The sequence below is a fragment of the Mycobacteroides chelonae genome, from assembly GCF_016767715.1.
Taxonomy (GTDB): Bacteria; Actinomycetota; Actinomycetes; order Mycobacteriales; family Mycobacteriaceae; genus Mycobacterium; species Mycobacterium gwanakae.
In genome coordinates, this window is the sequence record NZ_CP050145.1 from 580,139 (window position 1) to 597,309 (window position 17,171).

15 protein-coding genes are annotated in these 17,171 nt (G+C 64.9%); 7 read left to right on the top strand and 8 right to left on the bottom strand.

Annotated features, from left to right (window positions below):
• Positions 1–687 (bottom strand): Rv3717 family N-acetylmuramoyl-L-alanine amidase, encoded by a 687-nt coding sequence (locus HBA99_RS02910; RefSeq protein WP_070951599.1) that lies wholly within the window; start codon positions 685–687, stop codon positions 1–3.
• A 221-nt stretch (positions 688–908) separates the two neighbouring features.
• On the opposite strand from HBA99_RS02910, the gene HBA99_RS02915 reads away from it, so the two are divergent.
• The gene (locus HBA99_RS02915; protein ID WP_070951598.1) at positions 909–1,667 is read left to right on the top strand and encodes a hypothetical protein; all 759 of its coding nucleotides are present in this window, start codon (positions 909–911) and stop codon (positions 1,665–1,667) included.
• Between the two features lie 9 nt (positions 1,668–1,676).
• Here HBA99_RS02915 and HBA99_RS02920 read toward each other — a convergent pair whose 3' ends face one another.
• The gene (locus HBA99_RS02920; RefSeq protein ID WP_057965251.1) at positions 1,677–2,534 is read right to left on the bottom strand and encodes a MaoC/PaaZ C-terminal domain-containing protein; all 858 of its coding nucleotides are present in this window, start codon (positions 2,532–2,534) and stop codon (positions 1,677–1,679) included.
• Between the two features lie 9 nt (positions 2,535–2,543).
• Complete coding sequence (gene kstD / locus HBA99_RS02925; RefSeq protein ID WP_057967124.1) at positions 2,544–4,232, bottom strand: 3-oxosteroid 1-dehydrogenase; 1,689 nt, start codon at positions 4,230–4,232, stop codon at positions 2,544–2,546.
• A gap of 88 nt (positions 4,233–4,320) precedes the next feature.
• On the opposite strand from kstD, the gene HBA99_RS02930 reads away from it, so the two are divergent.
• The 4 genes from HBA99_RS02930 to dmpG are packed head-to-tail and all read left to right on the top strand — an operon-like array spanning position 4,321 to position 8,757.
• The gene (locus tag HBA99_RS02930) at positions 4,321–5,970 is read left to right on the top strand and encodes an FAD-binding protein (protein ID WP_081346069.1); all 1,650 of its coding nucleotides are present in this window, start codon (positions 4,321–4,323) and stop codon (positions 5,968–5,970) included.
• Positions 5,963–6,748, top strand: a complete 786-nt coding sequence (locus HBA99_RS02935) for a 2-keto-4-pentenoate hydratase (protein WP_030095730.1) — start codon at positions 5,963–5,965, stop codon at positions 6,746–6,748. Before HBA99_RS02930 ends, HBA99_RS02935 begins: the two co-directional genes overlap by 8 nt.
• A 19-nt stretch (positions 6,749–6,767) precedes the next feature.
• Positions 6,768–7,676 (top strand): acetaldehyde dehydrogenase (acetylating), encoded by a 909-nt coding sequence (locus tag HBA99_RS02940; RefSeq protein WP_064407743.1) that lies wholly within the window; start codon positions 6,768–6,770, stop codon positions 7,674–7,676.
• Position 7,677: 1 nt separating this feature from the next.
• The gene (gene dmpG / locus HBA99_RS02945) at positions 7,678–8,757 is read left to right on the top strand and encodes a 4-hydroxy-2-oxovalerate aldolase (protein WP_070950229.1); all 1,080 of its coding nucleotides are present in this window, start codon (positions 7,678–7,680) and stop codon (positions 8,755–8,757) included.
• On the opposite strand, the gene HBA99_RS02950 is transcribed toward dmpG, so the two are convergent.
• A complete protein-coding gene (locus HBA99_RS02950) occupies positions 8,727–9,044 on the bottom strand; it encodes a hypothetical protein (protein WP_199253001.1) in 318 nt (105 codons plus the stop codon). The genes dmpG and HBA99_RS02950 overlap by 31 nt on opposite strands.
• 135 nt (positions 9,045–9,179) lie before the next feature.
• Between HBA99_RS02950 and HBA99_RS02955 the strand changes: the two genes are divergently transcribed.
• Both HBA99_RS02955 and HBA99_RS02960 read left to right on the top strand, forming a co-directional pair.
• The gene (locus HBA99_RS02955) at positions 9,180–12,320 is read left to right on the top strand and encodes a MinD/ParA family ATP-binding protein (protein ID WP_070951597.1); all 3,141 of its coding nucleotides are present in this window, start codon (positions 9,180–9,182) and stop codon (positions 12,318–12,320) included.
• Between the two features lie 147 nt (positions 12,321–12,467).
• Complete coding sequence (locus HBA99_RS02960; protein WP_070951596.1) at positions 12,468–14,396, top strand: MinD/ParA family ATP-binding protein; 1,929 nt, start codon at positions 12,468–12,470, stop codon at positions 14,394–14,396.
• Here the strand turns inward: HBA99_RS02960 and mnhG are convergent.
• Genes mnhG through HBA99_RS02980 form a run of 4 tightly spaced genes read right to left on the bottom strand, consistent with a single transcriptional unit; the run spans position 14,393 to position 17,170 of the window.
• Positions 14,393–14,719, bottom strand: a complete 327-nt coding sequence (mnhG, locus tag HBA99_RS02965) for a monovalent cation/H(+) antiporter subunit G (RefSeq protein WP_046252462.1) — start codon at positions 14,717–14,719, stop codon at positions 14,393–14,395. The two genes, HBA99_RS02960 and mnhG, sit on opposite strands and share 4 nt — an antisense overlap.
• On the bottom strand, positions 14,716–15,009 hold the full coding sequence (locus HBA99_RS02970) for a monovalent cation/H+ antiporter complex subunit F (protein ID WP_030095724.1): 294 nt from the start codon (positions 15,007–15,009) through the stop codon (positions 14,716–14,718). The genes mnhG and HBA99_RS02970 overlap by 4 nt, the downstream gene beginning before the upstream one ends.
• Positions 15,006–15,581 carry a Na+/H+ antiporter subunit E gene (locus HBA99_RS02975; RefSeq protein WP_070923436.1) on the bottom strand — a complete coding sequence of 192 codons (576 nt, stop codon included), beginning with the start codon at positions 15,579–15,581 and terminating at the stop codon, positions 15,006–15,008. Before HBA99_RS02975 ends, HBA99_RS02970 begins: the two co-directional genes overlap by 4 nt.
• Positions 15,578–17,170 (bottom strand): Na+/H+ antiporter subunit D, encoded by a 1,593-nt coding sequence (locus HBA99_RS02980; RefSeq protein WP_070923528.1) that lies wholly within the window; start codon positions 17,168–17,170, stop codon positions 15,578–15,580. Before HBA99_RS02980 ends, HBA99_RS02975 begins: the two co-directional genes overlap by 4 nt.
• Position 17,171: the final 1 nt, after the last annotated feature.

Below are 17,171 nucleotides of genomic sequence, written 5' to 3' on the forward strand. Positions count from 1 at the left end.
TCAGCTCAGAAACCTGGCGATGCCTTGCGCGATAGCCGCTGCCAGACGCGCCTGGCCGTCCGCACTGGACAGCATCGCGGCGTCGTCGCTGTTCTTCATGTTTCCGCACTCGATGAGGATCGCCGGGTACTGAGCCAGGTTCAACCCGGCCAGGTCGGAACGTCCATACAGACCATCGTTTCCGCGGTAGGTCGACGGCTGGAATCCCGAGGCCTTGAGCTGATCGCGCATGGTGCTGGCCAAGCGCAACGAGGGACCTCCTTGCGCTTCATTGATCGGTGGGTTCGAGTAGTTGACGTGGAATCCCCGGCCATCCCGGGGGCCGCCATCGGCGTGAATGCTGACGATGGCGTGGGGCCTGAACGAGTTTCCGGTGGCAGCGCGCTCGTCGATGCACGGCCCGAGCGCGTTGTCATTGCCACGAGACAATGCGGTGCGAACACCGGCCACGGTGAGGGCCTGCCGGATGTGCAACACCACATTCCAGTTGAAGGTATGTTCTGGAAAACCTGAATCGGTTGCGGTGCCGCTGGTCTGGCAGTCCTTGGTGCGTCCCCGGCCGTCACTGACCTGCCGGGTGATTGAGCGGTCGTTGGCGCCGTTGTGCCCGGGGTCGAGGAAGACGATCTTTCCCGCGATGGGAGATTCCGCGTGGGCCAGGGCCGTGGTGGACAGCACGGCCGGCATGCTGAGTAGGACGGGCACGCTCGAGGCGTACTTGAGGACGTCGCGTCGCGAGAGGCAGCGGGACCGCTTGGCGGGACCGCACGGGGTGGTCTGCACGCCGGAAAGGTAGGCCCCGAACCTGGGATTTGAGAACCCGACATGTGGCTCGGTTGAACTGTGACCGAGACGAGACCGTATCGCAGTCACAGCTTTCTGACAGAAACCGCGGCGATGCTTGCCCAGTGACTCAATCAAAGGCCGCCACTGCGACAGGCGTATTGACCCGCCTGCGCAAGGATGTCGTCGAGACCTTCCGGCCGCCGCGTCGGTGGCTCGAGGGATTGGGTCTGAACCTCGCCCTGGCAATCGCCTATCTGATCATCTGGCAGCCGATTGCCCAACATGGGCGCAAACGCGACTGGGCGCTGCTGATCGGCCTGTACTTCGCGATGTTCATCTTCGCCGATGTGTCGGTGACCAACATGCTGGGTCTGGATGCCGATCGAGTCAGGCACGTGCTGCGGGGACATCGATCGCTTCTGTACGTCTTGCTGGTCAAGAACATCGCGCTGTTTCTTGTCGCCGGGCTGCCGACGCTCATCCTGACGGCTTTCTTGACCATCCACCGGCAGCAGGCAACCCAAACCGCGATCACCGTGCCCGATGTGGGCGTACACATCGTCAGCTGGCTTGGTCTGGGCAATCTGGTCTCGGTACTGCTGCCGATGGTGACGCGCCCGTTGCGCGAGCGGTGGCGGCAACGAGGGGACGTTCCAGCCACGGCGGGATGGCTCTTTTATCTAGCTCTACCGTACGGCGTCTACTACCTCGTTGCGCCGGTTGGAGGTATCCCTCGAGCCATCTTCGGGCGCAACGTTTTCCACTCCATGCCGCTCACCGAACGATCCCTACTGGAACTCGGCTTGGGCGTCGCCGTCTGGAGCATGGGCACCGCGCTGGCCCTGGGGGTGTACCGCTACCGCGGAATACGTTGGTACTAGGGCGTCGGGCTAGGTGTAGGTGAGCTCCACGTCTGCGAGCGCGGCGGCATCCTCACGTTCGGCCACGACAGCCGAGATCAGCAGCTTGCCGTCTTCCTTCCAGATGCGGGTCTTGAGGGTCTCGCCCGGGAACACCACACCCGCGAACTTCGCGGCATACGACGTCACCCGCGAGGCATCCCCGTCGAGTGCGGAGTCAACCGCCGCCTTGCACACCACGCCGTAGCTGCACAGCCCGTGCAGGATCGGGCGGGGGAATCCGGCCGCCGCCGCGAAGGCAGGGTCGGAATGCAGCGGGTTGCGGTCACCGCAGAGCCGGTACAGCAGCGCCTGCTGCGGCAGGATGTGCGTCGAGACCTCAATGTCGGGCGTGCGGTCGGGAGTGCCGCCGGCGGCGGAGGGCCCTCTCTCGCCGCCGAAGCCACCCTCGCCACGTGCGAAGATCGACCGGCGGATCGTCCAGAGCGGTCCCTGGTCATCGGAAGTCGTTGTCTCCGTGACGATGACGGCTGCCTTGCCCTTATCCCAGATCTCCACGACCTTGCCCTCGGAGCGGGCCGAACCCGCGGGCGGCAAGGGACGGTGCGCAGTCACCTGCTCGGTGCCGTGCAGGATCTTGGCTAGGTCGATCTCGATACCCGGGAATGACACCTTGGGTGGCTCCACCGCGTGGAAGCCCGAGGCCACGGTCGCGAACGTCGGCAGCACTTGCGGAGTCTTGTCCTGCAGGTAGCGCAGCTCGGTCTCGCTCACCGGGTCGGCGCCCGCACCGATGGCCAGGTGATACAGCTGCACATCGGATGCGGTCCACGAGAATTCTGCGGGCTCGACAGCAGCGCCCAGAGCGATATCGACGTTGATAGGCATGAGCTGACCCTACTTCCCGGCGATATCGAGCGCCGCGAGGTAGCCCCATGTCATGGCCGGACCAATGGTGGCGCCGGGGCCGGCGTAGGTGTGACCCATCACCGGGGTGCTGACATTGCCTGCGGCGTAAAGGCCTTCGATGATGCTGTTGTCATCGCGCAGCACCCGGCCCTGGACGTCGGTGCGCACGCCACCCTTGGTACCCAGATCGCCGGGCACCATCTTGGCCGCGTAGAAGGGCCCCTTCTTGAGTTCACCCAGATTTGGGTTCGGCTTGTTCGTCGGGTCTCCGTAATAGCGGTCGTAGGCGCTCTTACCGCGGCCGAAGTCCTCGTCGGTACCGCTGCGGGCGAAGCCGTTGAACCGGTCGACGGTCGCCTTGAACTCCTCGACGGGCAGATTGGCCTTCGCCGCGAGCTCTTCGATGCTGTCGGCCTTGACGATCACGCCGGATTCGATCCACTTGCTCGGAATCTTTTGTCCCGGCTGCAATCCGGCGAAAATGTACCGGTTGCGGTACTCCTGGTCGAAGACCAGCCATGCGGGCAGGTTCTCGCCGGGGCCCGCGCCCTGGCCGTACTCGCCTCCATACATGCGGTGGGTGGCCTCGACATAGGGCAGCGACTCGTTCATGAACCGCTTACCGGATGCGTTGACGATGATGGACCCGGGGGAGTTGCGCTCGGACAGCGCGAACCACGGCCTGCCGACCAGCGGAACTGTTGGGCCCCACCACGAGTCCTCCATGAACTCCAGCGCGGCGCCGAGCTTTTCTGCCGCCAGGATGCCGTCGCCGGTGTTGGCCTTGGCACCGACCGTCCACTCGGTGGTGATGGGGGCGCGCTGGTACTTCACGCGCATCTGCTCGTTGTGCTCGAACCCGCCGGAGGCCAGGATGACGCCCTTGCGTGCCCTGATGACCGTCGGCTCGGAAGCCTCCGAAGAACCGCTCTCACGCACATAGACGCCTTTGACCGTGCCGTTCTCGAGGTAGAGATCGGTCAAAGCGGTGTTGAGCTTGACCGGAACGCCGGCGTCACGCAGACCGATGCGCAACGCGGCCGAAAGGGCCCGTCCCATGCCGACGAGTTTCTTGCCGGTGCCCTGCGCCCAGAAGGTGCGCACGCCCACGCGCAGGCTGCGCAGCACACCACGGGGATGGCGCTTGAGCTGGTTTAGCCGCACATAATCCTGCTGGCGTACGACGACATTCAACGGGACCTTGCCGTAGGGAGGCTCCAGGTTGGGCAGCTCGTCGCCAAGCTTCTTGGCATCGAAAGGCTTGGGTTCCACCGAGCGGCCGGTCGAACGCCCGCCGGGGGCCTCGGGGTAGTAGTCGGAGTAGTTGGGCACCCAGTCGAGCTTGAGCGGAGAGTTGGCCAACACGAAGGAGAGCATCTCTGGGCCGCGATCGAGGTAGGTGTCGATCTTCTCGCGGGGGACGACATCGCCGATGATGGTGTAGAGGTACTCGCGGGCCGCCTCGGGGGTGTCGCTCTGGCGGGCCTTCTTGAGCACCTCGTTGTTGGGGATCCAGACGCCGCCGCCGGAACGCGCGGTAGATCCGCCGAAGTGGGGGGCCTTCTCGATCAGTACGGTGCTCAGCCCGTTGTGTGCCGCGGTGAGCGCCGCAACCATGCCGGCGCCACCACTCCCGACGACGACGACGTCGTACTCCTGCTCAGTCATGTAGAACACGTTATAGAATTGAGGCGGCCCGGCGCTACCGGCGCTGGCCTGTGGTTTCACCGTCTCGACACTTTGATGTTGCGGTGAAAACAGAAACTTGTTGCTGTTTTGGCCAAATGACGGTGAGGGAGGCCTAGTGCCGGGTGATGTCGAGGTGCCCGCGGTGCCTTCCTCGGATGTCGTCATCGTCGGGTACGGGGTCGCGGGGGCGGCCGCCGCACTGGCCGCCCTGGAACGCGGCGCATCGGTGACGATCCTGGAACGGTTCGACGGCGGCGGGGCTTCGGCCATTTCAGGGGGCATTTACTACGCCGGAGGTGGCACCAATATTCAGCGTGACGCCGGTGTCGAGGACACCCCGGAGCTGATGATGGAGTACCTGCAGCTTGAAGTCGGAGACGCGGTGAAGCCCGAGACGCTGCAGAGATTCGTCGACGGTAGCGCGGACACTCTGGATTGGCTCCAAGGTTACGGAGTGCCGTTCGAAGGTTCGCTGGCTCCGTTTAAGACTTCGTACCCCACCAACGACTACTACCTCTACTTTTCCGGCAGCGAATCCTCCGGGATGGCGCGAGCCGTCACCCCGCCCCGTCAACGCGGACATCGGGCCTTTGGCCGGGGCGTGTCCGGTAAGGCGCTGTTCGCACCGTTGGCGGCCTCCGCGGAGCGTTTGGGTGCTGATGTCTGGCGGCAGACCCGGGCCACCGGCCTGATCGTGGAGGACGGTCGTGTCGTGGGGGTGCGGGGCGTGACGCTGAAGGATGCGCCGGGCTGGGTGCGGCGGGCGTACTCGTTGTTCACGCGGTACGCGACCAAGCCGGGCATCTACTACCCGCCGATGCGAAAGGTGCTGGAAGGACCGGCGTACGCGCTGGAGCGCCGGTTCGCTAAGCCCTTCGAGATCCGGGCGAATGACGGGGTGATCTTGTCTTCGGGTGGGTTCATCGCGAACCGCGAACTGATCGAGCGTCATGCTCCCGCCTATCGGGACGGGTTGCAGCTCGGCACCGCCGGTGACGACGGGACTGCCTTGACGCTCGCGGAGCCGTTGAACGCGGCCACCGGGCATCTCGACGAGATCTCGGCCTGGCGGTTCATCGTGCCGCCCGCGGCCTTCCTCGGCTCGCTATTGGTAGATGCCAAGGGGCAGAGGATGATTGACGAGTCCCGATATGGCGCCGCATTGGGTAAGGAGATCGTGCGCACGGCAGGAGGGGTGGGCTATCTGGTTGCCGACAAGGCGCTGGTGAAGCGGGCCCGTCAGCAGTTGGGGTCGCAGACCCTGTGGTTTCAGCGGATCCAGGCCGAAGCGTTCCTGAACGTGGGGCGCAGGAAGGCCGGGTCCATCGAGGAACTGGCTGCCAAGGCGGGCATCGATCCGGAAGGATTGGCGCGCACCGTGTCCGAACATAATCGGGCCATCGCCGACGGCACCCCTGACCCCCTCGGCAAGCCGGACGATATTCGGGTTCCCGTCGCCGAAGGGCCGTTCTATCTGTTCAACGTGTCCATCAAGACCAACATGCTCAATCCGTGTCCGATGCTGACCCTTGGCGGGCTGGTGGTGGACGAGGAGACTGGTGCCGTGCAGACCACATCGGGCGCGGCGATCCCCGGTCTCTATGCCGCCGGACGTGCGGCGGTGGGTATCTGCTCCAATTCGTATGTGAGCGGATTGTCCCTGGCCGACTGCGTCTTCTCCGGACGGCGGGCCGGGACTGAGACTGGGAGACACATAGATGCTTAGTTCCGAAGTTCGTGAGGCCATCGCCGCCGATTTGGCAGCGGCCGAGCGCACCCGGGTGGCCATCGCGCCGCCTACCGACACGTATCCGGATTTCGGTGTGGTCGACGCCTATGAGATCCAGCTGATGAACATTCGTTCCCGCCTAGCGGACGGAGCCAAGGTCGTCGGGCACAAGGTGGGCCTATCGTCCGAAGCGATGCAGAAGATGATGGGTGTCCACGAGCCGGACTATGGGCACCTGCTGGCCGATATGGAGCTGTTCGAGGACGTCGCGGCCTCCGCGTCCAAGTTCTTGTTCCCGCGGGTCGAGGTGGAGGTCGGATTCATCCTGGCCGCCGACCTGCCGGGTGAGGACTGCACCGAGGATGACGTGCTGGCGGCGACGGCCGCATACGTGCCGTCCATCGAGGTGGTGGACAGCCGGATCACCAACTGGCAGATCAAGATCTGCGACACCATCGCCGATAACGCATCCTCAGCCGGTTTTGTCATTGGTAAGCAACGTGTTTCGCCGAAGGACATCGACATCAAGTCGATCGACGCGGTGCTGACCTGCAACGGCGAGAAATTGGCTGAAGGCAGAAGCGATGCGGTGCTGGGTAACCCGGTGACATCGGTGGCGTGGCTGGCGCGCAAGGTGGCTTCGTTCGGGGTGCGCCTGCGCGCCGGTGACGTGGTGCTGCCGGGTTCGTGCACGCGGGCATTCGATGCGCATCCGGGGGACGAATTTTTGGCTGAGTTCGCCGGACTTGGTTCGGTCCGACTGGCTTTTGAATAGCCGAGGTAGAGGAGAACGTATGGGTAGCAAGGCATCTGTAGCGATCGTCGGTTCGGGAAACATCAGTACCGACCTGCTGTACAAATTGCAGCGGTCTGAGTGGCTGGAACCGCGGTGGATGATCGGCATCGACCCCGAGTCCGAGGGCCTCAAGCGTGCCCGCGGCTTCGGGCTGGAAACCTCGCATGAGGGCGTGGACTGGCTGCTGGCGCAGGATGAGAAGCCCGACTTGGTGTTCGAGGCGACATCCGCGTACGTGCACAAGGCCGCCGCGCCGCGCTACGAGGAAGCCGGTATCCGGGCGATCGACCTGACTCCGGCCGCGGTCGGGCCGGCCGTGGTACCGCCCGCGAATCTGCGTGCGCACCTCGATGCTCCCAACGTCAACATGATCACCTGCGGTGGCCAGGCGACAATCCCCATCGTGTACGCGGTCTCCCGCGTGGTGGAGGTGGCCTACGCGGAAATCGTGGCGTCGGTTGCGTCGGTCTCGGCGGGTCCGGGTACACGTGCCAACATCGACGAATTCACCAAGACCACATCCAAGGGTGTGGAAGTGATTGGCGGTGCCAAGCGCGGCAAGGCGATCATCATCCTCAACCCGGCTGACCCGCCGATGATCATGCGCGACACCATTTTCTGTGCCATCCCGGAGGATGCGGATCGCGATGCGATCGCCGCGTCGATTCACGACGTGGTGAGCCAGGTGCAGCAGTACGTACCCGGATACCGGCTACTCAACGAGCCTCAGTTCGATGAGCCGTCTGTGGTCAATGGAGGTAACCACGTCGTCACCACTTTCGTGGAGGTCGAGGGTGCGGGAGACTTCTTGCCGCCGTATGCCGGAAACCTGGACATCATGACCGCGGCCGCGACCAAGGTCGGCGAGGAAATCGCCAAAGAACTTCTATCAGCGAAGGTTTCGTAACATGGGTTCGGACACCAGCACTCAGCTCTTGGGCGCCGACGGCGTCTTCTTCGACGCCGCGTGGGATGTGCGGATCACCGATACGTCATTGCGCGACGGGTCGCACCACAAGCGTCACCAGTTCACCGCCGATGAGGTGCGCGCGATCGTGGCCGCCCTCGACGGTGCCGGTGTGCCGGTCATCGAGGTGACCCACGGTGACGGTCTTGGTGGATCGTCATTCAACTACGGGTTCTCCAAAACCCCTGAGCAGGAATTGATCAAGCTCGCCGCGGAGACCGCGACGAACGCCAAGATCGCCTTCCTGATGCTGCCGGGCGTAGGTACCAAGGAAGACATCATCGAGGCGCAGGGCAACGGCGGTTCCATCTGCCGTATCGCCACCCACTGCACCGAGGCTGACGTGTCGCTTCAGCACTTCGGGCTGGCCCGTGAGCGCGGGTTGGAAACCGTTGGCTTCCTGATGATGTCGCACACCATCTCGCCGGAGAAGCTGGCCAAGCAGGCCCGGATCATGGCCGACGCCGGATGCCAGTGCGTGTATGTAGTGGACTCCGCGGGCGCATTGGTGCTCGACGGTGTCGCCGACCGGGTGGCCGCGGTGGTGGCCGAATTGGGGTCGGATGCTCAAGTTGGTTTTCATGGGCACGAGAACCTCGGTCTCGGCGTGGCCAACTCCATCGAGGCGGTGCGTGCCGGTGCCAAGCAGATCGACGGCAGCACAAGGCGATTCGGTGCTGGTGCCGGTAATGCTCCGGTGGAGGCGCTGATCGGTGTCTTCGACAAGATCGGCGTGAAGACGGGCATCGACTTCTTCGATATCGCGGACGCTGCCGAAGAGGTGGTCGCACCTGCGATGCCGGCCGAGTGCCTGCTGGATCGCAATGCGCTGATCATGGGCTACAGCGGTGTGTACTCCAGCTTCCTCAAGCACGCCATCCGGCAGGGTGAGCGTTACGGGGTGCCGGCACACCAGCTGCTGCACCGGGCCGGTGAGCGAAAGCTCATTGGTGGGCAGGAGGACCAGCTCATCGATATCGCATTGGAGATTCAGCGCGAGAACGCCGAAAAGAAGTCGTAGTCGCGGCTCGCTATCGTCACCCTGCTGCGGTCGTGATCGCGCCGTCGTGCGCGCGGAGGCACGGGGGTGTCGATCAGGTGCTCGCATACCCGGGCAGGGACGGTTGCCTGGGTTCTGGTCGAAGACCAGATGCGCCCGCTCGGGAGCGGGAGCTCAGCGTCATACGGCGCCCGTGGCGGCTTAGCCAGTACGGCCTGGTTGCTCGTGAGGCTCACCCGCAGGCCCTGCTCAGTGGTTACCGCCGGGACGGAGCCGATGCAGGATCGCACCGAACGCTGCGAGGACATCGCCATCTCGCTTAAGCTGCTGGTTGAGTGCGGGGGTTTATTTGGTTGGGTAACCAGTCTTGGTACCCGTGCGCTAGCAACTGAGTACGATCGAACTCTACGAGTATTTGGCGATTGAGGAAGGGGAGGGGGACGTTGCCCAAGCAGGATCGTGGTGCACCGGCCCGTCCTCCGTGGCTGCCCGAAGAAGACGAACAACGTGGGTTTCTCCGTTCGTTGAGGCGCAAGAAGCGCAACGCGGACGATCCCGAGTCGAACGAGGACTCGTTAACCCACGAGACCGGGCACTCCTCCGCTCCCCAGACTCCGGCGCAGAAACCGATCACCGATTCCGTCCTGCCGCCAGTTGAGAAGCACGCTGCAGTCGCGCCTCGGGAAGAAACGGCCAACGGGACGACGCCGGTGCCCAACGTGTCGAAGTACTACACGCCGCCCCGTGCGCCCGAACCGACCGAGCAGCGCCCGCTGACGGCCCCGCAGGAGCCGCCGGCCACCGAGTCGAACGAAAACGTCCCGAAGCCCGTATCGGCTGAGCCTCGGATCATTACGAGTCCTATTCCGGACATGCAGCCGGAACCGCGGCCAATATCGCAGGTGGAGCAACCGCAGGTGCCTGCGTCCGATGAGTCCCCGGCAATCCCGGCACCCGAGCCTGCCGCACCCGGAGCCACCCCGGATGTGGAGGCGGTTGCCCCGGCCGCGATCGAAGCGCCCGGAGACGTCGCAGATTCACCGGAACCCGTGCCGGTGGCCGAACTGCCGGCGGAGTCGAGCTCCCCCGTACCCACCGCTGATCAGCGCCGCGAGGAGTCCGCCGGCGCGGACCCGTTCTCGCGTTTCAGCTTGCTCGAAGCGCAACTGCGCCAGATGAGCCTCGACGAAAGCATCACCGACGCTGAACTCGAGCGTCATCGGCGCCACGCGATGCCCGAATCGGAGGCCACACGCGCTCCGGAGGCCCGTGGTGCACTCAGTTTCACGCCGCCAGAGGCGGTCGATGAGGACGAGGGCGTTGAGGACGAGGTCGTCGGGGACCTAACGGAGCCCGCGCAGGTGGCTTCAGACACGCAATCCGCGGGGCCGTCGCCCGCTCCTGCGCTCGGGTTCACGCGCCCCGAGGCGATCAACCAGTCGTTTTCCGAGACGGAGGAGCCGGAGCCTACGGCCGCCGTCCCGGACGTCGAGTCCGAACCGGAACCGTCCACAGCGCTTACCGCCGACTCGCTGCCAGAAACGCCCGAGCCCGATGCTCCCGCAGTCGAGGACCTGGCCCCAGAGCCGCCGGCGGAGGAGGAGCCCACCCCGGTATCCGAATACCCCGCGGAACCGGTAGAGGCGGCGCCGGAAGCACCGGAGCCTGCAGATGCGCCCGAAATCGATGACGTCGATGCGAGAGCGGCTGCACTGCTGCAGCGCATCGAAGCTAGACGTGCCGAGCTCAATGAGGAATTGGCCGCGCACGACGCGGCCGACGCGGACGTATCGGTGCCCGAGCCCGAACCCGCGCCATTTGTACCGATGATTGCGCCGTGGGCCTCGGTGCCCGAAGTCGCCGGGACCGAGAGCACCGAGCTCAGCACCGGTGCCGAAGAAGCCGCGGAAACGGAAACAGCGGAAGCGGCGGCGTCCGAACTCGAGGGATTTGCGCCTCTGGTCGACGAGGACATCGTCATCGACCTGCCGGCAGCGGTGTTCGAGGAGACGTCCGCTGACCCCGCTATTGAAGACGTGGTAGGTCCAGAGCCCGAACTCTCGGATGAGTCGAACGCTTCCGTCGAGCAGGCGCCGGACCCACTGCCTGGCGACGAAATCGCTCACACCGCCGTTGAATCGACGGATGACGCGCCGGTGACGCCCGGGAATTCTTCCGAAGATGCTGCGGTAGAAGGTGATTCGCATATTCAGGCGAACCAAGGCGATGCGCATTCGCCGTGGGAGGCCCCGTCGGCTGCCCCGGAGTTCCCGGTGGCGGAACCGCCAGCGCAACCCGCCTACAACGTGCCGCCGCCTGCGCCGCAACACGCCGTTCCGCCGCAGCCTGGACCCGAGCATCAGCCTGCGGCTCAGGCACCCCCCGGATGGAACCCGCGTCAGCCGTACCCGGGGCAGTGGCCGCAGGGCGCTCCACAGGCTCCGGAATCATTTGGTGGACAGCAGTTTTCGCAGCAGCCACCTCCGCAGCCCACCAGTGTTGAGGGTCAATGGCAATGGGTGCCGCAGCAGCCGCAGGCGCCTCAGCCCCCGGTGTCACAAGAGCAGCTGCCTCCGGGTTACGTGCCACCGCCGCAGGGAGCGGCACCTCCCCCCAACTACCGTGGGCCGCAGGCTTACCGGATGCCGCCCTCGCTCGACGAAGCTGAGGTCATCAACCGCGGTCGTTACGCGCCCCGGTCCGGCTGGCGCAAGGCGGTGCACAGGTCCACCGGAGGCCGGGTCAATCCGGGCGATTCACGCAAGGACCGTGAACAGGACCAGCTGCTCGCCAGCATTCGGCAGCCGATCCTCGGCGATTACCGCATCGCGGTGCTCTCCATTAAGGGCGGTGTCGGAAAGACAACCACCACACTGGGATTGGGTTCGGCGTTCGCGACAATCCGTACCGATCGGATCATCGCTGTCGACGCCAACCCCGACCGTGGCACCCTGGCTGAGCGAGTGCGCGACAATTCGACGCAGTCCACCGTCCGCGACCTTCTCAACGACCGGAACATCAGAAGTTACGCTGATGTGCGCAACCACACGCGGATGGCGACAAGTCGTCTCGAAGTACTTGCCAGTGAGCAGGATCCGGCCGTATCGGAGGCTTTCGGCGAGGTCGACTACCGCAATACGATCGACATCCTGCAGCGGTACTACAACATCATTCTGACCGACTGCGGTACGGGAATCATGCATTCGGCAATGGCGGGCGTGCTCGACCTTGCTCACACCATTGTGTTGGTGAGCTCGCCGGCCATGGACTCCGCGCGTAGCGCCTCGGCCACCCTCGATTGGCTTATGCAGCACGGACATTCGGCGCTGGTGCGTGAAGCGCATGTCGTCCTGAGTGCCTCACGTCCTGGATCTGCCGGGATCAAGCTGGACAAGGTCTATGAGCATTTTCAGGCGCGTTGCCGTTCCATTCACATGATCCCGTTCGATCCCCACCTCGCCGAAGGCGCCGACGTCGACTTCAATCTGCTCAATGCGGATACCAATGCCGCATACCTGAAGCTGGCAGGCGCGATCTCCGAGAGTTTTCCGCGGCTTCGTATGCGCGGCGACGAGCAGCGATAAGACGAAAGAGGCAGGACAGCAAGATGGTTGACGCTAGAGACGCCCGGCGGGCTTTTGTCGCCGGTGTGCTCTCGATTGGTATCCCAATCGACCGTCTGGTAACGGACCACGATGTCGTGCTTGGCAATGATGGCGAAGTGATCTGATATGGCTGATTCCCAAGACAACAAACCTGATTCGCCGCCGCCGAGCGGCCCGTGGCGCGAGCCCATCGCTGACGGGCTGGGCGGCGGGGACACCAAGGGCAATCCGTTCCGCCGGTCCAAGAACCCGAACAACCAGGAATTCGTGCCGCCCAGCGCCGATTACTTTCCGCAACCGACGCTCAAGCCGCCGCCTCCGCTGCCGAAGACTCCCAAACTCTCACGGCGCCAACGGAACCATCAGCGTCCGATGAATCCGATATGGGAACCGGATCCGCTGAGCGCGTACGGCATGCCGCAGTACCAGAACCCGGCGCCTCAAGCTCCGCCTCAACAGGGGGCGCCGCAGCCTCCGCCACAGGGATACGGTGCGCCGGCCCAGCAGCCCCCGCAGAACTACTACGGGCCGCCGCCACAGAACTATTACGCACCCCCGGCGCCTTCCGCCCCACCGCCGGGGCCGCCGGCTCCGGCGGAACCCGCCACGCCCACTGCGCCCCCTCCTAACCCGGAGTGGGCAAGTCAGCTGCCGGCTTGGCCCACCTCTGCGGTGGTGCCGGAGTCTTCGGCCGGAGCGCCTCCTGCCGAACAGTCTCAGGTCCGCAGTGAGGAAGAGGCGCCCAGGGACGAAGCACCTGATGTCGAGGTGCCCGCCGAGGCGCCCCCGCCCTCGCCCGGTGCGCCGGCACCCGCGCCACAGATCAGGCCCGATGATGCGTCCTCGATGATTCCGGAGGGCAAGACACCGTGGGGTGGGCAAGTGCCCCAAACACCGCCCGCACCAACGCCACCCGCGCCGTCGTGGGCACCGGCCCCACCTCTGCCTCCAGCCCCGGTGGCCCCTCCGGCGGCATATCCTCGAGCGGACTGGAACGTGCCGGCCGCGCCACAGCGGGCCCCCTTTGTTCCCGGTCAGACGCCGTTCACGGCTGCCCGCCCCGAAGCGCCTGTGTACCGGCCGGCGCCGCAGCCCCCGCAACCATCACGACCACAGGGGCCCAGCCACGACCAGCTTGGTCTCATCAGGTCGGTCAAGCCGCTGCCGAGAAGCGGGTGGCGCAAGGCCGTTCACCGACTCTCGGGTGGCGCGATCAACCCCGGCGAGTCGTCGGACGAGTCGCATCGCAGCGAGTTGATCGACCGAATCAACCTGCCCGTCCGCGGTGACTACCGAATCGCCGTGTTGTCCTTGAAGGGCGGTGTGGGCAAGACCACCACGACGTTCTCGTTGGGTGCCACCTTCGCCTCGCTGCGTGGTGACCGTGTGATCGCCGTCGACGCGAACCCGGACTTCGGGACGCTTGCTCAACGTGGCCCGGATGAGACACGTTCCACCGCACGAGACCTGTTGCGCGATCCTGATATTCACCGATACTCCGATGTGCGCAGGCACACGTCGCAGAGCGCGAGCCGCCTGGAGGTGCTGGCCTCCGAACGCGATCCGGCGGCCTCCGAGCTGTTCTCCGAAGCCGACTATCTGGCGGTGATGCGGATCCTGCAGCGGTTCTACAACATCATCCTGACCGACTGCGGTACCGGACTCATGCACTCGGCGATGGCCGGTGTGCTCGGTGAGGCCAATGCCATTGTGTTGGTGACCTCGCCTGCCATCGACGGTGCGCGCAGTGCCCTTGCGACCCTGGATTGGCTTGATCACCACGGGTATTCGCACCTGGTGCGGCAATCTGTGGTGGCCATCAGCTCGTCGCGGCCGGGTGCTTCCTCGATCGACCTCGAACAGCTGAGCCGGCATTTCCTCACGCGGGCCAGGGCGGTGCACATCGTTCCGTTCGACAACCATCTGTCGGAGGGGTCGGAGATCTCGCTGGATCTTATGGGTAAGAAGACCCGGCTGGCGTTCATGGAACTGGCGGCCTCGGTGGCCGATGGCTTCTACGAGGGCGGAAACACCCGGCAGACCAGCTGGGGCTAGCGCTCCAGTTCGTCGGTCGTCATCAGATCGTCGCGAACGCTGCGTTCGTGATAGGCCAGCCGTGCAACCCGATGCGCGACGACTGGGGCGGTGATGATGGTGAACAGCCCGGTGAGCACGATCATGCTGACGTCAGCGTGCCCGCGCAGCCGCAGCGCGGCACCCGCCAGAACCAGCAGCAGTCCCAACACCTGAGGCTTGGAGGCGGCGTGCATGCGGGCCAACGTGTCAGGAAATCGCACCACGCCGATCGCGGCGGTCAGGGCCAGCGCGGAACCGAGTAACACCAGCGCACCCGAGATCCCGTCGAGAAGAGTGTTCATCGGGGTTGCCTCCTCTCGTCGCGCGGGTCGATCGCGGTGTCAGGTACGCGGAACCGTGTCACGCTCACCGAGCCGAGGAAACTGATGAGAGACAGCGCGACCATCCCGTACAGCACAGTGGAATCCAGGCTGTAGGCCGCCCATGCGGCAAGCGTGCACATGGTGACGGCCACCAGGGTGTCCACGGCGACAAGCCTGTCGAGCGTGTTGGGGCCGGCGAGCAGCCGGTATGTGGTGATGGTCGCCGCGGCGATGAGCAGCACGGCCGCGATGTGCCATACGACGTTCACAGTCCCTCCCTCATCTCGGACTCGGCGGTCTCATCGTCGGGATGCCAATCGGCGTCCCGTTCGAAGGCTGCGATGAAAAGTCTTTCCAGTTGCCGCAGTTGGGCGTAGAAAGTCGCCACAGCCTTGGGCGAGCCCACATCCAGCACGTGCACGTACGCCAGCCGGCGTTCCTGGTCTATTTCCAGGACCACCGATCCCGGGATGATGGTCAGGGTGTTGAGCAGAAGCGCCATCACCAAGTCAGACTTCACCGAAAGCTGGGCGCGCAGTACGGCACTCAACGGTGGCGCGCCCGGCCTGATCGCCAACCAGGCCACCTGCAGACTGGACAGCACCATGTAATACGCGACCGTGAAGGCGAGCCGGATCATCGAACCGATATGCAGGCGGCCCTCCACCGGCAGCCGGGGCATCGGTAGCAGCACCGTGATGACCAGTGCCACCAGCAGCCCGGTAACGGTGTTGGCGACGGAGAAGTTTCCCCACAGCATCGTCCACACCAGCATGAGCCACACCAAAATCCAGATGCGCAAGACAATTTCGCGAGGGCCGTACATCGTGAGGCTTTTCATCGAGGCCCACCCCCGAGGACCGCGCTGATGTATACCGCACGGTCACGGACCTCGGCGGCGGCACGATCACTCATGCCGATGATCGGACCGGCGAATAGGGTCAGCGCCACCCCGACCGCGATCAAACCCAATGTGGGTGCCAACATGCCGGCCGGCATCCGGCCCACGTCGGCACGGTCGACAAACGCGACTTCTTCTCCGTCATCGAGAAGCGCGGACGGTGTCGCCGCGGCGAGATCACCCTCGGGCGCGTCGGCGCGTGGCCGCCAGAACGCCTTGGTCCACACCCGTGCCACCGCATACAGGGTCAGCAGGCTCGTGATGGTGCCCCCGGCCACCAAGGTCCAGGCCAGCACCGAGCCCTGCAGCGACCCTGCCTCCAGTAATGCAACCTTGCCGATGAACCCCGAGAACGGCGGTATCCCACCGAGGTTCAAGGCCGGCACCACGAACGCGAAGGCCAGTAGCGGACTGGCGGCCGCTAGACCACCCAGGCGATTCAGCGAGGACGCCCCTGCCTGGCGCTCAATGAGTCCCACCACGAGGAACAACGTTGTCTGCACGATGATGTGGTGTGCCACATAGTAAATAGCGCCGGACATGCCGAGCTCGTTGGACAGCGCGATGCCGAAGATCATGTACCCGATATGGCTGACCAGGGTAAAGGACAGCAGTCGTTTGATGTCACTCTGCGCGATGGCGCCCAGGATGCCGACGATCATGGTCAGCAGCGCGGCCACCAGCAGCACCGTGTTCAGAACTCCACCCGGGAAGAGCAGCGAATGTGCGCGAATGATGGCGTACACACCTACTTTGGTGAGCAAGCCCGCGAAGACCGCGGTCACGGGTGCGGGCGCGGTGGGGTAGGAGTCGGGTAGCCACGTCGACAGCGGGAAGACCGCCGCCTTGATGGCGAAGGCCACCAACAACACCGCGAAGATCGCCATCCGGGTACCCGACGGTATACCGTCTGCGCGGACTGCGATTTCGGCCATATTCAATGTTCCGGTTGCCGCGTAGACGAACGCGATGCCTAGCAGGAAGACCACCGAGGACATCATCGAGACCATCACGTACGAGATGCCCGCCCGCACCCGGTCACCGCTGGCGCCGATGGTCAGGAGCACGAAGCTGGCGGCCAGCAGTACCTCGAAGCCGACGTACAGGTTGAACAGGTCGCCGGCCAGGAAGGCATTGCAGACACCTGCGGACAGCGCCAGGTACGTGGGCATGAAGATCGACACCGGCTGGCGCTCGTCACCGTCCCGAATACCCTGCGCCGCCGCGTACAGCACCACCGCGAGCAACACGATGGCCGAGACCACCAGCATCAATGCCGAAAGCCGGTCCACCACAAGGGTTATTCCGAGCGGCCCCAGTTTCTCCTCGGTAGGCCCCCAGCCCCCGACCGCCAGTGCGAAGGTGCCGTTGCGATCTGCCAGGTAGAGCAGTACCGCGCAGACTCCGAGCACCGTGGTCAATGCCGTGACGGTGATCAGCAGTTGCAGTCGTGGGCGACGGCCCGCGATCAGCGTCAACGCTGCCGCGGCGGTCGGCACGAGGACCGGGAGCGGGGTCAGAACAGCCATG